Origin of the sequence: Paenilisteria portnoyi, assembly GCF_014322795.1 — a bacterium.
Lineage (GTDB): Bacteria > Bacillota > Bacilli > Lactobacillales > Listeriaceae > Listeria_A > Listeria_A portnoyi.
In genome coordinates this window covers 59,168-79,684 of sequence record NZ_JAASTT010000006.1, presented here as the reverse complement: position 1 = coordinate 79,684, position 20,517 = coordinate 59,168, and the positions used below count along the sequence as shown (strand labels likewise).

Genomic DNA, 20,517 nt, shown 5'->3' with positions numbered 1-20,517 from the left:
TTAGAGTTGGAAAAAGATAAAATTGTGATACAAGGCGCAAGAGCCAACAATTTAAAAAATATTAATGTCGAAATTCCACGAGATAAGCTTGTTGTTATGACAGGCTTGTCTGGTTCGGGGAAATCGTCGCTAGCTTTTGATACGATTTACGCAGAAGGACAACGACGCTACGTGGAATCGCTATCTTCTTATGCACGTCAATTTTTAGGTCAAATGGATAAACCGGATGTAGATTTAATTGAAGGTTTATCACCAGCGATATCTATTGACCAAAAGACAACGAGTCGAAATCCACGATCAACAGTAGGGACTGTCACGGAAATCCATGATTATTTACGTCTGATGTATGCACGAGTAGGACATCCGGTTTGCCCCAATCATGGTATTGAGATTTCATCACAAACGATTGAGCAGATGGTAGATCGTGTTTTAGAATTGCCAGATAAAACGCGTATACAGATTCTAGCACCGATAGTTTCAGGTAAAAAGGGTGCACACAAGAAAACGTTAGAAGGTATTAAAAAAGAGGGCTATGTGCGCGTTCGTATCGACGGAGATATGTATGATATTGGAGACGAGATTGAGCTTGAAAAGAACAAGAAACACTCTATTGATATCGTGATTGACCGTATCGTTGTGAAGGAAGGCGTTACCTCTCGCTTATTCGATTCTATCGAGTCGGCATTGAGATTAGCAGATGGTTATGCTGTTGTTGATGTTATTGGCGATAAAGAATTACTATTTAGCGAACATTACGCTTGTCCATACTGTGGTTTTTCTGTTGGTGAGTTAGAGCCAAGAATGTTCTCCTTTAACAGTCCATTTGGTGCTTGTCCAACATGTGATGGCCTTGGGACGAAATTAGAAGTAGATATTGATACAGTTATCCCAGATATGAGTCTATCACTTAACGACGGAGCTATTATTCCTTGGAAGCCGATCAGCTCTCAATACTATCCGAAAATGCTTGCGGCGGCTTGTAAAGAGTTCGCTATTGACATGGATACACCATTAGAAGATTTACCGAAAGAGCATTTAGATATTATCCTGAACGGTTCAAACGGTAAAGAGTTCTACTTTGAATATAAAAATGATTTTGGAATGACGCGTGAAACAAATATACCGTTTGAGGGCATCATCCTCAACGTGGAGCGTCGTTATCGCGAAACAAGTTCAGATTTCACTAGAGAGCAAATGGCACAATACATGACGGATTTACCATGCCCATCTTGTAAAGGCTATCGTCTTAAAGAAGAAGCGCTAGCCGTTAAAATTAATAAGACACATCTCGGTGACGTGAGTAATTTCTCCATTATTGAAGCACTGAATTTTTTCGATGAAGTGACCCTATCTGAAAAAGAAACGCAGATTGCGAAACCAATTTTGAAAGAAGTAAAACAACGCTTAGGATTTTTGAAGAATGTTGGATTGGATTATTTAACATTGAGCCGCGCTGCTGGAACGCTTTCGGGTGGAGAGGCGCAACGGATTCGGTTGGCAACACAGATTGGTTCACGCTTAACAGGTGTATTGTATATTTTGGATGAGCCTTCGATTGGATTGCATCAACGCGACAACGATCGACTGGTTCATACACTTCAAAGCATGCGCGATATTGGTAATACACTGATTGTAGTAGAACACGATGAGGATACAATGCTCGCAGCGGACTATTTAATCGATATTGGTCCAGGTGCTGGAGAACATGGTGGAGAAGTTGTCGCTGCTGGAACGCCTGAAGAAGTGCGGAATAATAAGAATTCTATCACAGGCGCCTATTTATCTGGAAAGAAGTTTATCCCAATTCCCTCTGCTCGTCGTAAAGGCAGTGGTAATAAGCTAGAAGTCGTCGGTGCCAAAGCAAATAACCTAAAAAATGTGACCGCGACATTCCCATTAGGAACTTTTACATGCGTGACTGGGGTTTCTGGATCTGGAAAAAGCTCGCTAGTGAATGAAGTACTTCGCAAAGCTTTATCGCGACATCTTAATCGGGCACACGCCAAACCTGGGGAACACAAAGCAATAAATGGAATGGAGCACCTAGAGAAGATTATCGACATCGATCAATCCCCAATTGGGCGGACACCTCGTTCCAACCCAGCTACTTACACAGGCGTATTCGATGATATCCGTGATTTATTCGCGTCCACAAACGAAGCAAAAATTCGTGGCTACAAAAAAGGTCGCTTCAGTTTCAACGTAAAAGGTGGTCGTTGTGAAGCATGTAAAGGCGATGGCATTATCAAAATAGAGATGCATTTCTTGCCTGATGTGTATGTACCGTGTGAAATTTGTCATGGTAAACGGTATAATAGTGAGACACTAGATATCCGTTTTAAAGGGAAAAATATTGCTGAAGTATTAAATATGACGGTAGAAGAAGGCTTAGATTTCTTTAAAAACCTTCCGCGTATAAGCCGTAAACTACAAACAATAGTAGACGTGGGGCTAGGATATATTCGTTTAGGACAACCCGCAACGACGCTATCAGGCGGAGAAGCGCAACGTGTGAAACTAGCCTCCGAATTGCACAAACGCAGTAATGGTAAGTCATTCTATATTTTAGATGAGCCAACAACTGGTTTACACGCAGATGACATCGCGCGCTTACTCAAAGTATTACAGCGTTTAGTAGATGAAAATGGCGATACCGTTCTAGTAATAGAGCACAATTTAGACGTTATCAAACAAGCCGATCATGTCATTGACTTAGGACCAGAAGGCGGAGATGGTGGCGGCCAAATCATCGCAAAAGGCACACCAGAACAAGTCGCAAAAGTAGCCAAATCTTACACTGGAAAATACCTCAAGCCAATCCTAACCCGTGATAAAGCCAGAATGAAAGAAAAAATAGCAAGCAAAGCAGACTAACAAAATAAGCTGAAGAGCGCCCAACCCAATTTTCTTGGTAGGACGTAAACTAAGCTTCACACAAATCGGCGGCAAGCATTCGCATTGCGAACGCTTGCCGCCGATTTTTTTTGCGTATACACCTATTCCCAGAGTGCCGAAAGTCTAAAGCAATAATCATACTCTGGTTGTATGACAGAAATCGTCTTGTCCGTCATAATAGAGTTATCAGTTAGAAACCAATAATTTAGTTTACAAATACTTAATGGATATCGCTATATTTCCACGAGGAGGAAGAAACAATGGAAAACGAACGCAAACGAATTTTAGAATTAGTGAAACAAGGTATTATTTCCACGGAAGAAGCGCTAACCTTACTTGAGAATATTTCCAAAAAAGAAGGTAAAAGTGCAGCGGCAGAGGATATTCGTTCTTCTCAAACAGTAGACGATGTGGAAGAAGAGGTTGTGGAAGAAGAATACGATTATTCGCAAGGTTGGAATACGAAAGAAAATCCTTATCGTGGTGGTGCTTCTTACAAGAAACGCCCACAACCAAAACAAAAACCAGAAGCTGGTCAAGAGAAACAGCAAGACACTGGTCGCCAAATCATGGATGAGCTTTCTCAAGCAGGAGAAAAGTTCGGTAAATTTTTGAACAGTGCTTTCGAGCAAGTGAAGGATATGCCAATTCCATTCTTGACATCTACGAAATTAGAACGTGATTTTGTTTATCATGACACGACTTTATCGATTTTAGAGTTTGAAATTGCGAACGGTAATGTGGAATTCAAGACATGGGATAGCAACGACGTGAAGGTACACGCGAATATCAAGCTTTTCAAAGAGTATCCAGAAGAGGAAGCATTACAAATCTTCTTTGACAAAACGACATTGCGTGTGGACGAAGAGACTTTACGTTTCCAATCACCATCAAAACAAGTGGTAACGAACTTGACGGTGTACTTGCCAGAACGCGAATATGATTATGTATCTATCAAGATTTTGAACGGTAATCTTCATATTGAAGGCTTGACAGGTCGCGACATGTTTGCAAAAACAACGAATGGTAATATCAGCATAGGTACGTTGAACACGACACTAACAGAGATTGAATCTATCAATGGAAATGTCCGTGTCAACAGTGGTACGGTTCGTGACTTGTCGCTAAAAACATTCCACGGTAATGTTTCTGCTAAAGGTGCATTCGATTCAACTAATCTACAAACAAAAACAGGAAATATTTCATTTACATTAACGAACCATGATTCTAGTTTCTTGAAAACAAAAACTGGTGTTGGTAACATTGATGTTCAAGTGCCGAGTGAGCTAGGTGTAGATGGTAAATTGCACACGAATCTAGGTAAGATTAATCTAGGAATTTCAGATGCGGACGTGCTTGACGAGACATCTGATTCTGTAAACAAAACGATTCTTTTCACAAAACTACCAAAATCGAATGAAGCTGTTTTGAAAATCGAAGCAGAAGCAACGACTGGTAACGTGAGAGTAAAAGACGTGAAATAAGAAAGATGCGCTATCGCTTGGGATTATCTCATTCGAAATAGTTTCAGGGATAGCGCGTTTTGTTACATATTTATAAATGAAAGGAAGGAACAATGATGGACAAAAAATTAAGGAGATCCAGATCAGATCGTAAAATAGGCGGGGTTTTTGGCGGATTATCTGAATATCTCGGCATCGACGCTAACATTTTACGTATTATCTATGTTGTACTTATTATTATTTCTTGGAAAACGATGATCGGGGTTATTGCTTATATTATTGCCTTGTTTATCATCCCTTCCGAGAATACAAGCTACGATGAAGTAATCGATCGCCACCAGCAGAAGATGAAAGACAAGTACAATCGCCACGAAAGAAAAATGCAATCAAAAGGTGAGCGTATCAAACAAGCGCAAGCGATGCATACAGAGCGCGCTAAAGAAATGCAACAGCGTCATATCGAGCGTGCAAGAGAAGTTCGTGAGCGCCACGGCAATCACCATCAAAATCGTAGAAACATAGAAAATAAAATCCACGGGCAACCAAAGACTGCGCGTCCAAGACCAATTCGTGAATTTGAGTTTAACAATACGACTTTCCGTACGATGGAATTAAAAATCGCGACGGGTGACATCATTATTCGTGCTTGGGATAAAGACGACGTGAAGATGCGTACGGTGCTTTCCGTGCATAACAAAGCTAGAGCAATCCAACAACTAAGCGAAGAGAAGCTGTGGGACTATTTCTTCAGCCAAACAACGCTTGAAATGACCAACGATCGTTTTGTTTTTGAATCCAAAAATGATGCATTGAAAACAGATGTCGTATTAACTATTCCAAAACGTGCCTACGAGCAAGTGAGAATTCAATTGTTGAATGGTAACCTGAAATATGACGATATGGAAGTGGATGATAGTACGCTTAAGGTTCGTCACGGTGATATCAGATCAACTGGTACTGCAGGGAAATTCCTCGTTGCTAGCACGGAGGACGGTGAAATTCTATTCAAGAGTGGCAAAGTTGAAAACATCGAGTTGCATACGACAAAAGGTGATGTCTCTATTACAGGAGATTTCCAAACAACCGTCGCTGTCGCCGAAAATGGTGATGTAGGCTATATTCTTCAAAATGATCAAGCGACAGCTGCTGACTTGAAGGCACCGCATGGCGATATTCGTATCCAAATTCCAGCAACATGGAACGTGGATGGCACACTTGGAACGAAGCGTGAAAAAATTTATTTTGATTTGAAAAATGCTAAAGTTTGGGATGAGTCTAATAAATCCCTTGTGTTCACACAAAATTCAGAAGAGATGAGTGTTGCGACATTGCAAGCAGCAGTGGACAATGGCATCATTAAAATTACCGAATTAGAAGAAAAACAAGTATAATCTACCTTAGGAGGAACTAACATGAGAAAATTAACAAAATCATCATCACAAAAAATGCTAGCAGGCGTATGTGGCGGAATCGCCGAATACTTCGGATGGGACGTTACATTGGTCCGTATTGGATGGGCAATTCTATCGCTCTTTTTCGGAACTGGAATCTTCATCTATATCATTCTAGCCGTTCTTATGCCAGCTAATACAAGTTGGGAGTGATCCAAGTAAATGCGTTGGATAGCAGGAGTTTTAATTAATGCGATATTATTTGTCGCACTATCTGGATTCTTTGATAGTTTCCATGTAGAAGGCTTTACAGGAGCCGTGATAGCGAGCTTTGTATTGGCAATTTTGAACATGTTGGTGAGACCAATTCTCCTCATTTTAACATTGCCAATCAATATTTTTACTCTCGGATTGTTCACATTCGTTGTGAACGCGATGATGTTAGAATTGACCTCATTCTTCCTAGATACGTACATTCAAATTGATGGGTTTGGGACAGCGTTATTAATCGCGCTACTGATGTCGCTTGCTAATATGGTAATCAATTCAGTACTTTGGAGTAAAGAACCACGATAAGATGAGACCTCGAAATAGCAGGACTTCGCAAAATGGAGAATCGCTTACTTTCGGGGTTTCTTTTTGCATGTACAAAAATAGGTAGCCTTAAAAATGAGAAAGTGCTAAAATGAGATATAGATTGTAGACAAAAAGGATTAGCAGGATGGGCTGTGTTTTGAGCTTTGTGCCTGTTGACTTAATGGAGGTACTTTCATGACAAAATCAGTAATGGTGAAAGATTTAATGGAACGTCTAAATTTGGAATTGATTTGTGGGGAAGAGGGATTGGAACGACCAATCTTGACGAGTGACTTATCACGTCCAGGCTTAGAATTGACTGGCTTCTTTTCTTATTACCCAGAGGATCGGGTGCAGCTTTTTGGAATGACGGAGATTTCTTTTTCGGAGGGGATGTCGAGCGATGAGTGTTTGAAACGATTCCGCCAAATGTGTACGAATCGGACGCCAGCATTTGTTGTGTCGCGCCATTTGGAAGCGCCGAAAGAGTTGGTGCAAGCTGCGACGGAAGCGAAAATTCCTGTTTTGCGCTCGAAGTTGAAAACAACGCGTTTATCGGTATATGTGACGAATTATTTGGAAAGTAGATTGGCGCCTGTGATTTCGATGCACGGTGTATTGGTCGATATTTACGGACTTGGTGTGATGATTATGGGATCGAGTGGTGTCGGTAAAAGTGAGACGGCGCTTGAGCTTGTGAAGCGTGGACACCGGTTGGTTGCGGATGATAATGTGGAGATTAGACAGGAAGATGAGTTGACGCTTATTGGGCAGTCACCACCGATTATTGAGCATTTGCTTGAGATTCGTGGTTTGGGAATTATCAACGTGATGACGCTATTTGGTGCTGGTGCTGTGCGTTCGAGCAAGAAAATCACAATTGTTGTACATTTGGAAAGTTGGGATCCGGACAAGCATTACGACCGTGTTGGCTTGGATGAAGAGAGGATTCGGATTTTTGATATTGATGTGCCTAAGATTACAGTGCCGGTTCGTCCTGGGCGTAACTTGGCGGTTATTATTGAAGTTGCGGCGATGAATTTCCGTTTGAAAAACATGGGTTACAATGCAGCGGAGCGTTTTACACAAGATTTAAACAACCTTATTGGTCAAAATAGTAGCATGACAGATTGAGATTGATCTGTTTTAGAAAGTAGGGGAACGATGAATTTAAACTTAGCGGCGCTGGATCCAGTGGCCATTCAATTAGGTGGAATATCGATACGTTGGTATGGCGTTATTATTGCGACGGCTGTTGTTGTGGCGTTACTTATTGCGTTACAGGAAGCGACAAAGCGTAATGTAGATAAAGAAATATTGGTGGATTTACTTATTTGGGCGATTCCGATTGCGATTATCAGTGCACGTATTTATTATGTGTTGTTTGAATGGAGCTACTACAAGGATCATTTGAACGAGATTATCAAAATTTGGCATGGCGGGATTGCGATTCATGGAGCGTTGATTGGCTCTGTGTTGACCGCGATTATCTTTTCTCGCATTAAGAAAGTTTCGTTTTGGCAGTTGGCAGATATTGTAGCGCCGAGTTTGATTATTGCGCAAGCGATTGGACGTTGGGGCAACTTTATGAATCAAGAGGCTCACGGTGGGCCAACGACGCGTGCTTTTTTAGAGAGTTTGCACTTACCTGATTTTATTATTAATCAGATGTATATTGACGGTATTTATTATCAGCCGACTTTTTTATATGAGTCGATTTGGAATGTGCTTGGCTTTATTGTATTGCTTATATTGCGTCGGATGCGAATTTTGCGTGGAGAGTTGTTCTTGTCGTACGTTATATGGTATTCGGTTGGGCGTTATTTTATCGAAGGCTTGCGGACGGATAGCTTGATGTTGACGGATACGCTTCGGATGGCGCAGTTTATTTCGATTGTGCTCGTGGCGCTTTCGGTGGCATTGATTGCTTATTTCCGAGTGAAGCGGGATCGTCCGTATTATTTGGAAGACAAGTACGGTATTGCGAAGAAGAAATAGGGTTTTAGAGAGGGAGTACACATGACTAGGAAAATTACGACATTGTTGTTTGACTTAGACGGGACTTTGATTAATACGAATGAATTGATTATTAAAACGTTTCAACATACGCTGGGAGCTTATTATCCAGAGCGGACGTTTGAACGTGAAGATATTTTACCGTTTATTGGGCCTTCGTTGATTGACACGTTTACCGGCTTTGATCCGGAGCGCGCGCAGGAGATGGTGGATCATTATCGGGCGTTTAATAAGGAGCATCATGATGAATTGATTCTGGAGTATGATGGTGTTTATGAGGCGATTAGAGCGCTGTATGAGGAAGATTATAAATTAGCAATCGTTTCTACTAAGATGTACGATATGATTCTTAAAGGGCTTAAAACGACTGGTCTGGATAAGTATTTCCAAGTAGTGATTGGTTTGGATCAAGTGGCATCGCCAAAACCAGATCCGGAAGGAATTAATATGGCGCTGAAATTGCTAAATTCGACGGCGGATGAGGCGATTATGGTTGGGGATAATTATCATGACATGGAGGCCGCTCATAATGCGAACGTGAAAAGCGCGGGTGTTTCTTGGGCGATTCGTGGTGCAGATTATTTAAGAGGCTATAATCCAACGTATATTTTGGAATCGATGGGTGACCTTTTGGAGATCGTGAGGGAAGAATAGTGCGCAAAACGAAACGGTTTGAGACAAATCATGGTGTCAATCCACTTTGGAACGTATATAAAACCGTGTCGTTTGGCCGTACATTGAAGAATACGCTTGTGATTGAATTCGGGCGTATTTTTCCTTTTATGCGCGGAAAACGGTGGCTTTATCGGCATGGATTAGGCATGAAGATTGGTGAGAATACATCGATTGCTTATAAAGTGACGATGGATCTTTTTTATCCGGAAAAAATTACGATTGGGCGGAATTCGGTGATTGGTTTTAATACGACGATTTTGACGCATGAGTATTTGATTCGAGAGTACCGTGTTGGGGAAGTCGTGATTGGCGATGAGGTTATGATTGGTGCTAATGTGACGATTTTGCCAGGTGTGAGTATTGGCGATGGGGCGGTAGTTGGTGCAAGTACAGTTGTTTCGAAGGATATACCGGCTCGATGTTTTGCTCGGGGGAATCCGGTTAGGATAAGTGAATTAGAGAATTAATCGGCTTGGAAGCGAACGATGTTTTTTTATGGAGACATTTTTCGTTTTATTGCTGTAATATATGGTATACTCAACTTACTTGGAAAATGCGCGGAGGTTAAAAATTTGAAGAATAGTAAAGAAGATAGTAACAAAATTTATCCGTTTAGGCCGAATGGTGAGTTTTATTTTCAGCGAGGTATTGAGGCTTTTCGTAATCAGGAGATGCCAGAAGCATTGCGGTATTTGGAGCGGGCAGCTTTTTTTGAGCCGGACGAACCTGTAATTATGTGTCAACTGGCGATTTGTTACACGGAATTAGGTCAGTTTGAAAAGTCGAACCAGATTTTGCGTCGTGTTTTGGATGAGGCGGATGATATTCATTATTGTTATTATTTCATGGCGAACAATTATGCGTATACGAAGGATTTCAAACAGGCATTGCAGCACGCGAATAAGTATTTAGCGCTCGTTTCTGAAGGGGAATATGTCGAGGAAGCGAAAGATTTAATCCAGCTTATTATGGAAGAGGCGCCCCTTGCAAGTTTTGGTGTGAGTGATATGTCGGAAATAGAGAAAGCATCTTTTGCGTTCAAAACGAAGGTAGATGAGCTTGTTTCGGAAGATAAATTGGATGAAGTCAGCCAGTTTCTTATTGCTGAAATCGAGGATAAACCTACTTTTTGGCAGGCGTATATTGAGCTTGCGGGTATTCGTTTTAAAGAAGAACGGTTTGCAGAAGGACTTTCGATATTGGAAGAAGTGTTGGCACGTGACCCAGGAAATTTTATGGCGTTGTGCGAGCTTTATTTGTATGCGTACTATCAAGCAGAGTGGGAGCAGGCAGATGCGGTTTTGAATGAGCTTGTAAAAGTGGAGCCGTTTATGTCGTCGCAGCGTGAGAAGTTGGCGCGGATTTATGCGATGTCGGGGGATTATGGACATGCGGATCATCTCTTTGCAAAAGTGGATCAGCTGGAAATTCTAGATCGGTATGCGTATTATTACTATCAAGCGGAGACGGCGTTCTTTTTGGGGCGTTTGGATGAGGCTCGGGATTTTTGGCAGCATTTTAAGCAGATTGATGGGGAAGAGCTCGATTTCCCGTGGGATTATCCTGGTTTATTGGCGAATGATGAGCGTGCGGTTTTGGAGAAGTTGGCGAGTAATAATCGGGCAGAGCACTTATTTGGCGTGTATTTACTGACGGTTTCGGGTAAACAACCAGCGCTGATTATGTTCAATGATTATTTCGATATGACTGGATGGGACTTCTTCGAGCATTTGATTTTCTCAGAGTTCGAGTTTTTGCCGGATAGTCGAGACGCTGCTAATTGTAATGCTGCTGTTGCAATATTAGGTCGTTTGGAAGAATTGGATTTTCCTGCGACAGTGGAGACGGCTCCGATGTATTTGTTCGTTCTTGATTTTATGAAGCGTTCGATTGATCAGAAATATGATTTACGAATCAAAAATTTAGATGGAGTGGCTGCGGCGATTTTGTACCGTTATAAATTTGGAACGCAGAAAGTGGTTGCGGATTTATTTGATATTTCAGTTGCGACACTTCGTAAATATACGCTTGAAATCAAAGGGTTTTGAGCAGATAAATGGACGGAAAACGCGTGAGGGTTTACGATAGTTCTAGAGTTAGATTGGAGGAATAACAGTGAGTGAAGAGAGAATTTATGACGTTATTATTATCGGTGCTGGGCCTGCGGGAATGACTGCGGCGCTTTATACTTCCCGTGCTGATTTAGATACTTTAATGATCGAACGCGGTGTTCCAGGTGGTCAAATGGTAAACACGGCGGATATTGAAAATTATCCTGGTTTTGACAGTATTCTGGGTCCAGATTTGTCGGAAAAAATGTTTTCTGGCGCGAAACAATTTGGTGCGGAATATGCGTATGGTGATATTAAATCTGTGGAGAATGGCGAGGAATACAAGACGGTTGTCGCGGGTTCCAAGACGTTCAAAGCACGTTCGATTATTATTGCAACAGGTGCGGAACATCGTAAACTAGGCGCGGACGGCGAAGATAAATACAGTGGTCGCGGCGTTTCTTATTGTGCGGTGTGTGACGGTGCATTTTTCAAAAATCGGGAGCTAATTGTTGTCGGTGGTGGAGATTCGGCTGTAGAAGAAGGCGCCTATTTGACGCGTTACGCAAGCAAGGTAACGATTGTGCATCGTCGCGATAAGTTGCGTGCGCAACAAATCTTGCAAGATCGTGCTTTCAAAAACGAGAAGATCGAATTTGTTTGGAACAGCACAGTGGAGGAAATTGTGGGCGATGACATGAAAGTAACGGGTGCCCGTCTTGTTTCAACGGTGGATGGTTCTACCTCTGAATTAAGTGCGGATGGTGCGTTTATCTATGTCGGTCTTGTACCGCTTTCGAGTGCTTTTAAAGGACTTGGAATTCTGGATGATGAAGGTTATGTTATCACAGATGAAGAAATGGAAACATCGATTCCGGGAATTTTTGCAGCAGGTGATGTTCGTGTGAAATCGCTGCGCCAAGTAGTTACAGCGACTGGTGATGGTGGTTTAGCTGGACAAAATGCACAAAAATTTGTGGAAGAATTAAAAGAAGCTTTAGTAGAAAAAACACAATTATAAGGTCAAAAATATAGAACAGCTGATGAAATCTAGATTTTAGATTGAGTTGGCTGTTTTTTTGCGTGCTATTTTTGATAACTATCGTATTTTAGCGATTTCGCTTTTTTAGGAATGGTACCCATGGTTCTTGTAAACGCATCGCGGAAACCGTTTCCTGAATCATAACCACTTTCTTGCTGTGCTTCGATAATTGGTGTGCCGTTTCGAATATGATTGAAAGCAAAACCGAGTCGTCTAGCTCTGGCGTATTCAATGAACGTCATGCCGAATTGTTTTTTGAATTGGCGTCTGGCTGTGTTGCGCTGATAGCTAACTTGTCAAAGTCTTTATCGCTCCACTTACGCTCGGGATTTGCTTCGATTGCTTGGACGAGGAGTTTGACTTCATTAGAAAGTTTACTAGTACTACTCAGTGGTCGGCATCTTTTGCATGGCCGGTAAGAGGCTAAAAGGGCTTCTTGGGCTGTTTCGAAAAACTCGCAATTTTCTTTGTTAGGCTTTTTGGCGGGGCAGGTTGGGCGACATAATATCCCGGTTGTTTTCACGCCAACGTAGAAGATACCTTCGTAATTGGACTCTTTTTTTACAAGCATGTCGTAAAAATGGTCGATTTTTGCTTGTTCCGTAATCATAATTTCGCCTCGTTGGTATATAGATTCATTTTAACATCTCTAAATTGGTTGAGCGATACCAAGAAAATTAACACCAATGTCAGACGCTACTAAAAATATTTAGTAAAATTAGTTGATAAAGTTTACTAAATAAATTATAATGAAGCCAAGAGATTTATTTTGAAGGTGGAGGTATTGGGAAAATGGATTATTCAAAACTGAAAGCGGATTTTGCGCGGATTTTTGATCGGACGGATGGTGCGTTGTTTTTTGCACCGGGTCGTATTAATTTAATAGGGGAACATACGGATTATAATGGTGGGCATGTTTTTCCGTGTTCGATTACGTTGGGAACTTATGCGGCGGCGGCGAAGCGGGAGGATACGTTGGTTCGATTGATATCGCTTAACTTTGAGGATTTGGGGATAATTTCGTTTGATGTGACGGATTTGGATTATCGGAAGGCGGATAATTGGACGAACTATCCGAAGGGCATGATGAAGTACTTGAAAGAGGCGGGGCATGCGATTGATCAGGGAATGGATATTCTGTATTGGGGTAATATTCCAAATGGGGCGGGACTTTCTTCTTCGGCTTCGATTGAGTTGCTGACTGGTGTTGTTTTAGAGAATTTGTTTGGATTGGAACTGGCGAATTTGGAGTTGGTTTTGACGGGGAAACGGGTGGAAAATGAGTTTATCGGTGTGAACTCGGGAATCATGGATCAGTTTGCGATCGGTATGGGACAGAAGGATATGGCGATTTTGCTGGATTGTAACACGCTTGAGTATGAAATGGTGCCGGTGAAGCTTGATGGCTATACGATTGTGATTATGAACACAAATAAACGGCGTGAGTTGGCGGATTCGAAGTATAATGAGCGGCGTAGTCAATGTGAGCAGGCATTCGCGGAGTTGCAAGCCGAACTATCGATAAAGTCGCTGGGTGAGTTGGATATGGAAACGTTTGAAAAGTATCAACATTTGATTTCAAGTGAGACGTTGATGAAGCGGGCGCGTCATGCTGTGAGTGAAAACCAGCGAACAATTTCAGCAACAAAAGCGCTTAAAGATGAAGATTTGGTGACGTTCGGTGAATTAATTAATCAATCTCACATGTCTTTACGTGACGATTATCATGTTACTGGTGTAGAATTAGATATGCTAGCAGAAACGGCTTGGAAGAAAACAGGCGTTTTAGGAGCGCGGATGACCGGAGCTGGTTTTGGCGGATGTGCGATTGCCATCGTGGAAACGGCTCGAGTGGATGCGTTTATTCAGGAAGTTGGAACGGCCTACGAGCAAAAAATTGGCTATCCAGCAGCGTTTTATATTGCAAATATTAGTGATGGAGCAAAAGCCATCAAGGAGGAATAGGAAATGAGTATTTTAGTATTAGGTGGCGCAGGTTATGTCGGTTCGCACGCGGTGGATCAATTGGTAGACAAGGGTTATAAGGTTGTTGTCGTCGATAATTTACAAACGGGTCACGCGGAGTCTTTACACAAGGATGCTGTATTTTATGAAGGTGATATTCGGGATAAAGCTTTCATGCAAGATGTCTTCAAAAAGGAAACGATTGAGGGCGTAATTCATTTTGCGGCGAATTCTTTGGTTGGGGAATCGGTGGAGATACCACTGGAATACTTTAATAATAACGTGTATGGGACGCAGGTTATGCTTGAGGTGATGGAAGAGTTTGGCGTGAAAAATATTGTCTTTTCTTCATCGGCCGCGACATATGGCGAACCGAAAGTGATCCCGATTACGGAAGATGCACCAACGAATCCAGAAAGTCCATATGGCGAAACGAAATTGATGATGGAAAAAATTCTGAAGTGGTGTGATAAGGCTTACGATACGCGTTTTGTAGCGTTGCGTTATTTCAATGTTGCGGGTGCGAAGTTTGATGGAACGATTGGTGAGGATCATAATCCAGAGTCGCATTTGGTTCCGATTATTTTACAAACAGCGCTTGGTCAACGTTCGGAACTCTCGATTTTTGGTGACGATTATCCGACAGAGGATGGGACGTGTATTCGTGATTACGTGCATGTGGTAGATTTGATTGATGCGCATATTTTGGCATTGGAATATTTGAAGGATGGCGGCGAAAGTAATATTTTCAATCTGGGTAGTAGTCAAGGTTTTTCGGTGAAGGAAATGCTAGAGGCTGCTCGAAAAGTGACTGGAAAAGAGATTCCGGCGAAAATCGTGCCAAGACGTGCAGGTGATCCTAGTACGCTGATTGCTTCGAGTGATAAGGCGCAGGCCGTTTTGAAGTGGAATCCTCAGTTTACGGATGTTAATAAAATTATTGAGGATGCTTGGAATTGGCACTCTAAGAATCCGGATGGTTATGCTAACTAAAAACAATGGGGTGCAAAAATAATGATAGTAGATCAGTTTATTGATATAGCGGTAAAAAGGGGCGAATTGGCGGAATTGGATCGGGTTTATGTGACGAACCGGTTGCTCGATTTGCTAGGCTGGTCGGAAAAGCGTGCGGTGGCAGTGGATGCTGCCGCAGATCGCTTGGCAATACTCGATCAGTTGACGGAATTAGCCGTAGAATCTGGTGTCATTGGTGAGGCGCTTACGGAGCGGGAAATTTGGCAGAGTAAGGTGATGGATTTATTTGTTCCTAGACCGTCGGAATTGAATGCAGAATTTTGGGAATTATATGAACGGTCTCCTCGGGAAGCAACGGATTATTTTTATGAAGTTAGTAAGGCGAGCGATTATATTAAGACGCGGAGTATTGCGAAGAACATTGAATATTTGGTGGAAACGATGTATGGAGAGCTGGAAATGACGATTAATTTGTCGAAGCCAGAGAAGGATCCGAAGCAGATTGCATTGGAGAAAACTGTGAAAACGGTTGCTTATCCGTTGTGCCCGCTTTGTGTGGAAAATGAAGGCTATGCGGGACGGGTGGATTTTCCAGCGCGGACGAATCATCGGATTATACGGATGCAGGTTGGTGATGAGGTGTGGGGATTGCAATATTCGCCGTATGCGTATTATGATGAGCACTGTATTTTCCTTTCGGCGGAGCATCGGCCAATGGTGATTGAGCGGGAGACATTTGCTCGGTTAGTCGAGATTACGAGGCAGTTTCCGGATTATTTTGTAGGATCGAATGCGGATTTGCCGATTGTTGGTGGGTCGATTTTATCGCATGATCATTATCAGGGTGGCGGGCACCAGTTTGCGATGGTGAAAGCGCCTGTACATAAGGCTTTTCCGAATTATTTGTGGGAGGCTTTTCCGGATGTGACGGTGGAAATTGTGAAATGGCCGATGTCGGTGATTCGATTGCGTTCGGCGAGTGCGACGGCGATTGTGGATGCGGCGGATGCGATTTTGCAAAAATGGAAGGGTTATTCGGATGCATCGGTTGGAATTTTGGCGTATAGTGGTAAGGAAAGGCATAATACGATTACGCCGATTGCGAATCGTTGTGTGGTGGACGGGGAATCGTTGTTTGAGTTGTCGCTGGTGTTGCGGAATAATCGGCGGACAGCGGAGCATCCTGACGGGCTTTTTCATCCACACCAAACGTTACATCATATTAAGAAGGAGAATATTGGCCTGATTGAGGTGATGGGGCTTGCGGTATTGCCGCCGCGTTTGAAGCCGGAGCTTGAGGAGGTTGCGCATTACTTGTTGGATCAGCCGAATGAGATGGCGGATTATCATAGGGAATGGGCGGACGAATTGGGGCGTGATGGTGGCTTTGAAGCGGAGACGGTGGATTACTTTTTACAGCAGGAGGTTGGGAAGGTGTTTCTGCAAGTGTTGACGGATGCTGGTGTTTTTAAGGATACGGAGAATGGAAACCGCGCGTTTGGTAGGTTTATGAAATCGGTGATGGAGACGGGGGAATAGATGATGAGGATTAGTGAGCGTAAATTTGGTGCGTTGAATGGGCAAGATGTGACGGAGTATTGTTTGGAGAATGATAACGGTGTGCGAGTTCGGGCGCTGGATTATGGTGGGATTGTGACGGAGACGTGGGCGCCTGACGCGAAAGGTGATTTTACGAATGTTTCGCTTGGCTTTGCGACGCTGGACGAGTATTTGGCACATTCTCCTTATTTTGGTGCGCTTGTTGGACGGGTTGCTGGGCGGATTGGTGACGCGCGTTTTGAGTTGGACGGGAAGGCGTATCAACTGGCGAAAAATGAGGGCGAGAATATATTGCACGGTGGCCCGGATAATTTTAGTAAGCAGATTTGGCGTGCGGAACGTTTGGAAACGGCGGACGAGATTGGGGTTGTTTTCTCGGTTACGAGTCCGGACGGGCATAATGGTTTTCCTGGGAACTTGGATGTTCGCGTGACGTATACGTTGAATAATGCGAATGAGTGGAAAATTAAATATGAGGCGAAATCGGACGCGAAGACGGTGTTTAATCCAACGAATCATATTTATTTTAACTTGACGGGAAATGTGGCGAAGACCGTTTTGGAGCAGGAATTGCAGATGAGGAGTAATCGTTTTGTAGCTCTGCGCGAGGACTCGATTCCGACTGGGGAATTAGTGGATGTGACGGGGACAGTGTTTGATTTCCGGACGCCGCGCGTGATTCGAGATGGTGCGAAGAGTGATCATCCGCAAAATGTGATTATTAAAAATGGATATGATCACGCGTTTGTGTTGGAACACGATGATATTTTGCCGGATGCGCGTTTAGTTGATCCAGAGAGTGGGCGTGTTGTGGAAATGCGTACTGATTGTGATTCTGTCGTTGTTTATTCGGGAAATCAGTTGACAGGGAATTTTGCAATAGATGGTGTTACGGTTCCCAAATATGCGGGTGTGACGATGGAAACGCAAGGACTGCCAGACTCGATGAACCATGAAGGATTCGGTTCGGCGGTTATCGATAAAGATGAACTTTTTGAATCTGAGACAATTTTTACATTTAAGACACTATAAGCATCGGGTTAGGAATGTGATGTTCCTAACCCTTTTATTGTAAAAAATAGACGTGGTGAGGCTTACCTGATAAAATGGAGGTGAAGCTTCATGGAATGCGGACAGGAGGGCGTGTTAGATAATGGCAACAATTAAAGATATTGCAGAGCAGGCTGGCGTTTCCATTGCTACGGTTTCGCGGGTGCTGAATTATGACGAGACGCTTTCTGTTGGAGATGATACGAAGAAACGTATTTTTGAGGCGGCAGAAAAGCTTTCTTATACAAAACATAAACGGAAGCAGCAAAAGAAGAATGCAAAAATCGCAATCGTGCACTGGTATTCAGAAAAAGAAGAATTGAATGATTTGTATTACTTGTCAATTCGTGTCGGTGCGGAGCGTAAAGCGGAAGAGGAAGGTTATCAAGTGTTGCGAGTTTTTCAAGATATTCCAGAGCAAACGCTTGGCAATGTGGAGGGGATTATCGCGATTGGGAAGTTCAGTCAGGCACAAATACGGGCGCTGACGGACTGGAATCTTAACATTTGCTTCGTGGATTTTGACCAGTCGGTGCAGAAATACGATTCGGTGATTGTCGATTTTCAGCAGGCGACGATATCGGTGTTAGATCATTTTATTGAGAAGGGGCATCGGAATATTGGATTCATCGCTGGCGAAGAGCAGTTTAGCGATGACTCGGCGAATATTATTGATGCGCGATGGCTTGCTTTTCGGGATTACATGAAGCGAAAAGGGCTCTATGAAAAGAAATACTGTTTTTCGGGTAAGTTTTCCGTCAAAACGGGATATGAGTTAATGATGAGGGCGATTGCGGAACTCGGTGAGGATTTACCAACGGCGTTTTTTGCGGCGAATGATTCGATTGCGATTGGGTGTTTACGGGCGCTTCAAGAGCAGGGAGTCGCTGTGCCGGAACGTGTGAGCGTGATTGGTCTGAATGATGTGAGTGTTTCAAAATATGTTTTCCCACCGCTTAGCACGGTGAAAGTATATACAGAATTGATGGGTGAGACTGGCGTAGAACTTTTACAAGAGCGCTTGCTGGCTGGCCGGTCGATTACGAAAAAAGTAACGCTATCTACGGATTTAGTCATTCGGGAAAGTAGTTTGTGAAAGGGGCAGAAATGATGAAGTGGAGAGAAGAGTACGAGAAATGGTTGGCGAATGATGGCCTTGAAACGAGTTTGAAAGAGAGATTGCATGCGGAGAAAGATGAGAAAGTACTCGAGGATAGTTTCTATCGTAATATGGAATTTGGTACGGCTGGGATGCGTGGCGTGTTAGGCGCTGGTACAAACCGGATGAATATTTATACGATTCGCAAGGCGTCTGAGGGTTTGGCGCGTTACGTTGCGGAAAATGGCGAAGAAGCGAAGAAGCGTGGCGTTGTGATTGCGTATGATTGTCGCCATATGTCGACGGAATTCGCGTATGAATCGGCGCGTGTGCTTGGTTATCACGGGATTAAGAGTTATGTGTTTGAGACGCTACGTCCGACGCCGGAATTGTCGTATGCGGTGCGTTTCTTGAATACGTTTAGTGGGATTGTCATTACGGCGAGCCATAACCCTGCGGAATACAACGGTTACAAGATTTATGGGGAAGACGGTGGACAAATGCCGCCACATGGTGCGGATGCGGTGACGCGTTACATTGATGAAATTACTGATATTTTTGCGGTCAAAGTCGCGGATAAAGATGCGCTGATTGCGGATGGTATGCTTGATGTGATTAGCGAGAAGGTCGACACGCCTTACTTAGAAGATGTAAAAACCGTGATTGTGAATAATGAGTTGGTTGAAAAACACGGCAAGGATTTGAAAATTGTTTTCACGCCACTTCATGGGACTGGTGGCATGCTAGGTTTGAAAGCACTGGAAAGCGTTGGATTCACAAATGTGATTCAAGTTGCCGAACAGTTCAAGCCTGATCCAAACTTTACGACGGTGAAGTCGCCGAATCCAGAAAACCGGGAAGCTTTTGAAGTTGCGATTGGCTATGGCGAGAAATATGATGCAGATTTACTTGTTGGAACGGACCCGGATGCCGATCGTCTTGGCGTTGTGATTCGTACGAAATCTGGAAAATATGATGTGCTTAGCGGAAACCAAATTGGCGCGCTGATTTTGCATTATTTATTGAAGCAGAAAAAAGCACAAAACGAGCTTCCGAAAAATGCGGCAGTCTTGAAATCGATTGTTACATCTGACTTAGGAACCTTAATCGCGAAGCATTTTGATGTGGAGATGATTGAAGTTTTGACTGGATTCAAGTTTATTGCGGAGCAGATTCATAACTTCGAAACGACTGGCTCGCATACGTATGAGTTTGGTTATGAGGAAAGTAATGGTTTTATGGTGAAGCCGTTTACGCGTGATAAAGATGCGATTCAGGCACTGCTTGCGATTTGTGAAGTGACGCTTGACAGCAAGCAAGCTGGGAAAACATTAGCGGAAGATTTAGAGGAAATTTACGAGCAGTTTGGCTATTTTAAAGATGATTTAGTTTCCTTGACGATGAGTGGTAAGGACGGATCGGAGCAAATTAGCAATATTATGAAGTCGTTCCGCGAATCAATGCCGGCAGAAATGGGCGGCGAAGCGATTGTGAAGGTTGAGGATTACCAACTGAGCGAGCGTCACTATCTGGACAGTGGCAAGAAAGAGACTATCGATATGTCAAAATCAAATGTTATCAAATGTTTCTTGGAAGGTGGCTCGTGGTTCTGCCTACGTCCATCTGGAACAGAGCCGAAAATCAAGTTTTACTTTAGTATCAAAGGTGAGACGGAAGCTAGTGCCACGGAGAAATTAGAACGGGTGCGCAAAGGCTTGTTAGCAATAGTAGAGAAATAGGGAGAATGAAATTGGCTTGG

At 43.0% G+C, this 20,517-nt stretch carries 17 protein-coding genes and 1 pseudogene; 17 read left to right on the top strand and 1 reads right to left on the bottom strand.

The window, feature by feature from the left end; all coding sequences use genetic code 11:
* Positions 1–6: 6 nt before the first annotated feature.
* The 11 genes from uvrA (at position 7) to trxB (ending at position 12,088) form a co-directional block, all read left to right on the top strand.
* Positions 7–2,874 (top strand): excinuclease ABC subunit UvrA, encoded by a 2,868-nt coding sequence (uvrA, locus tag HCJ66_RS05920; RefSeq protein WP_187132296.1) that lies wholly within the window; start codon positions 7–9, stop codon positions 2,872–2,874.
* Positions 2,875–3,155: 281 nt separating this feature from the next.
* Positions 3,156–4,379: a DUF4097 family beta strand repeat-containing protein gene (locus HCJ66_RS05915; RefSeq protein ID WP_187132295.1), complete on the top strand. Its 1,224-nt coding sequence runs from the start codon at positions 3,156–3,158 to the stop codon at positions 4,377–4,379.
* Positions 4,380–4,474: 95 nt separating this feature from the next.
* The gene (locus tag HCJ66_RS05910; RefSeq protein ID WP_187132353.1) at positions 4,475–5,749 is read left to right on the top strand and encodes a PspC domain-containing protein; all 1,275 of its coding nucleotides are present in this window, start codon (positions 4,475–4,477) and stop codon (positions 5,747–5,749) included.
* Between the two features lie 21 nt (positions 5,750–5,770).
* The gene (locus HCJ66_RS05905) at positions 5,771–5,962 is read left to right on the top strand and encodes a PspC domain-containing protein (RefSeq protein WP_187132294.1); all 192 of its coding nucleotides are present in this window, start codon (positions 5,771–5,773) and stop codon (positions 5,960–5,962) included.
* 9 nt (positions 5,963–5,971) lie between these two features.
* Positions 5,972–6,325 (top strand): phage holin family protein, encoded by a 354-nt coding sequence (locus tag HCJ66_RS05900; protein ID WP_181677394.1) that lies wholly within the window; start codon positions 5,972–5,974, stop codon positions 6,323–6,325.
* Between the two features lie 195 nt (positions 6,326–6,520).
* Positions 6,521–7,459, top strand: a complete 939-nt coding sequence (hprK, locus tag HCJ66_RS05895; protein ID WP_187132293.1) for an HPr(Ser) kinase/phosphatase — start codon at positions 6,521–6,523, stop codon at positions 7,457–7,459.
* A 30-nt stretch (positions 7,460–7,489) separates the two neighbouring features.
* On the top strand, positions 7,490–8,323 hold the full coding sequence (gene lgt, locus HCJ66_RS05890; protein WP_187132292.1) for a prolipoprotein diacylglyceryl transferase: 834 nt from the start codon (positions 7,490–7,492) through the stop codon (positions 8,321–8,323).
* A gap of 21 nt (positions 8,324–8,344) precedes the next feature.
* A complete protein-coding gene (ppaX, locus tag HCJ66_RS05885) occupies positions 8,345–8,995 on the top strand; it encodes a pyrophosphatase PpaX (RefSeq protein ID WP_187132291.1) in 651 nt (216 codons plus the stop codon).
* Positions 8,995–9,483 (top strand): DapH/DapD/GlmU-related protein, encoded by a 489-nt coding sequence (locus HCJ66_RS05880; protein ID WP_187132290.1) that lies wholly within the window; start codon positions 8,995–8,997, stop codon positions 9,481–9,483. Before ppaX ends, HCJ66_RS05880 begins: the two co-directional genes overlap by 1 nt.
* A gap of 105 nt (positions 9,484–9,588) precedes the next feature.
* Entirely contained in the window at positions 9,589–11,064 is a 1,476-nt protein-coding gene (locus tag HCJ66_RS05875; protein ID WP_187132289.1) for a tetratricopeptide repeat protein, read from the top strand.
* A gap of 67 nt (positions 11,065–11,131) precedes the next feature.
* A complete protein-coding gene (gene trxB, locus HCJ66_RS05870) occupies positions 11,132–12,088 on the top strand; it encodes a thioredoxin-disulfide reductase (RefSeq protein WP_181677389.1) in 957 nt (318 codons plus the stop codon).
* An 89-nt stretch (positions 12,089–12,177) separates the two neighbouring features.
* Here the strand turns inward: trxB and HCJ66_RS05865 are convergent.
* A pseudogene (locus HCJ66_RS05865) lies at positions 12,178–12,719 on the bottom strand (bifunctional transcriptional activator/DNA repair enzyme AdaA); the annotation flags it as partial.
* A gap of 182 nt (positions 12,720–12,901) precedes the next feature.
* Here HCJ66_RS05865 and HCJ66_RS05860 point away from each other — a divergent pair.
* The 6 genes from HCJ66_RS05860 (at position 12,902) to HCJ66_RS05835 (ending at position 20,497) form a co-directional block, all read left to right on the top strand.
* Positions 12,902–14,074 (top strand): galactokinase, encoded by a 1,173-nt coding sequence (locus tag HCJ66_RS05860; RefSeq protein ID WP_187132288.1) that lies wholly within the window; start codon positions 12,902–12,904, stop codon positions 14,072–14,074.
* A gap of 3 nt (positions 14,075–14,077) precedes the next feature.
* Positions 14,078–15,067 carry a UDP-glucose 4-epimerase GalE gene (gene galE, locus HCJ66_RS05855; protein WP_187132287.1) on the top strand — a complete coding sequence of 330 codons (990 nt, stop codon included), beginning with the start codon at positions 14,078–14,080 and terminating at the stop codon, positions 15,065–15,067.
* A 21-nt stretch (positions 15,068–15,088) separates the two neighbouring features.
* Positions 15,089–16,588 carry a UDP-glucose--hexose-1-phosphate uridylyltransferase gene (gene galT / locus HCJ66_RS05850; protein WP_187132286.1) on the top strand — a complete coding sequence of 500 codons (1,500 nt, stop codon included), beginning with the start codon at positions 15,089–15,091 and terminating at the stop codon, positions 16,586–16,588.
* Positions 16,589–17,641, top strand: coding sequence for an aldose epimerase family protein (locus HCJ66_RS05845; protein ID WP_246438581.1), 1,053 nt, complete (start codon positions 16,589–16,591; stop codon positions 17,639–17,641).
* Positions 17,642–17,762: 121 nt separating this feature from the next.
* Complete coding sequence (locus HCJ66_RS05840) at positions 17,763–18,755, top strand: LacI family DNA-binding transcriptional regulator (protein WP_187132285.1); 993 nt, start codon at positions 17,763–17,765, stop codon at positions 18,753–18,755.
* Positions 18,756–18,769: 14 nt separating this feature from the next.
* Positions 18,770–20,497, top strand: coding sequence for a phospho-sugar mutase (locus HCJ66_RS05835; protein WP_187132351.1), 1,728 nt, complete (start codon positions 18,770–18,772; stop codon positions 20,495–20,497).
* Positions 20,498–20,517: the final 20 nt, after the last annotated feature.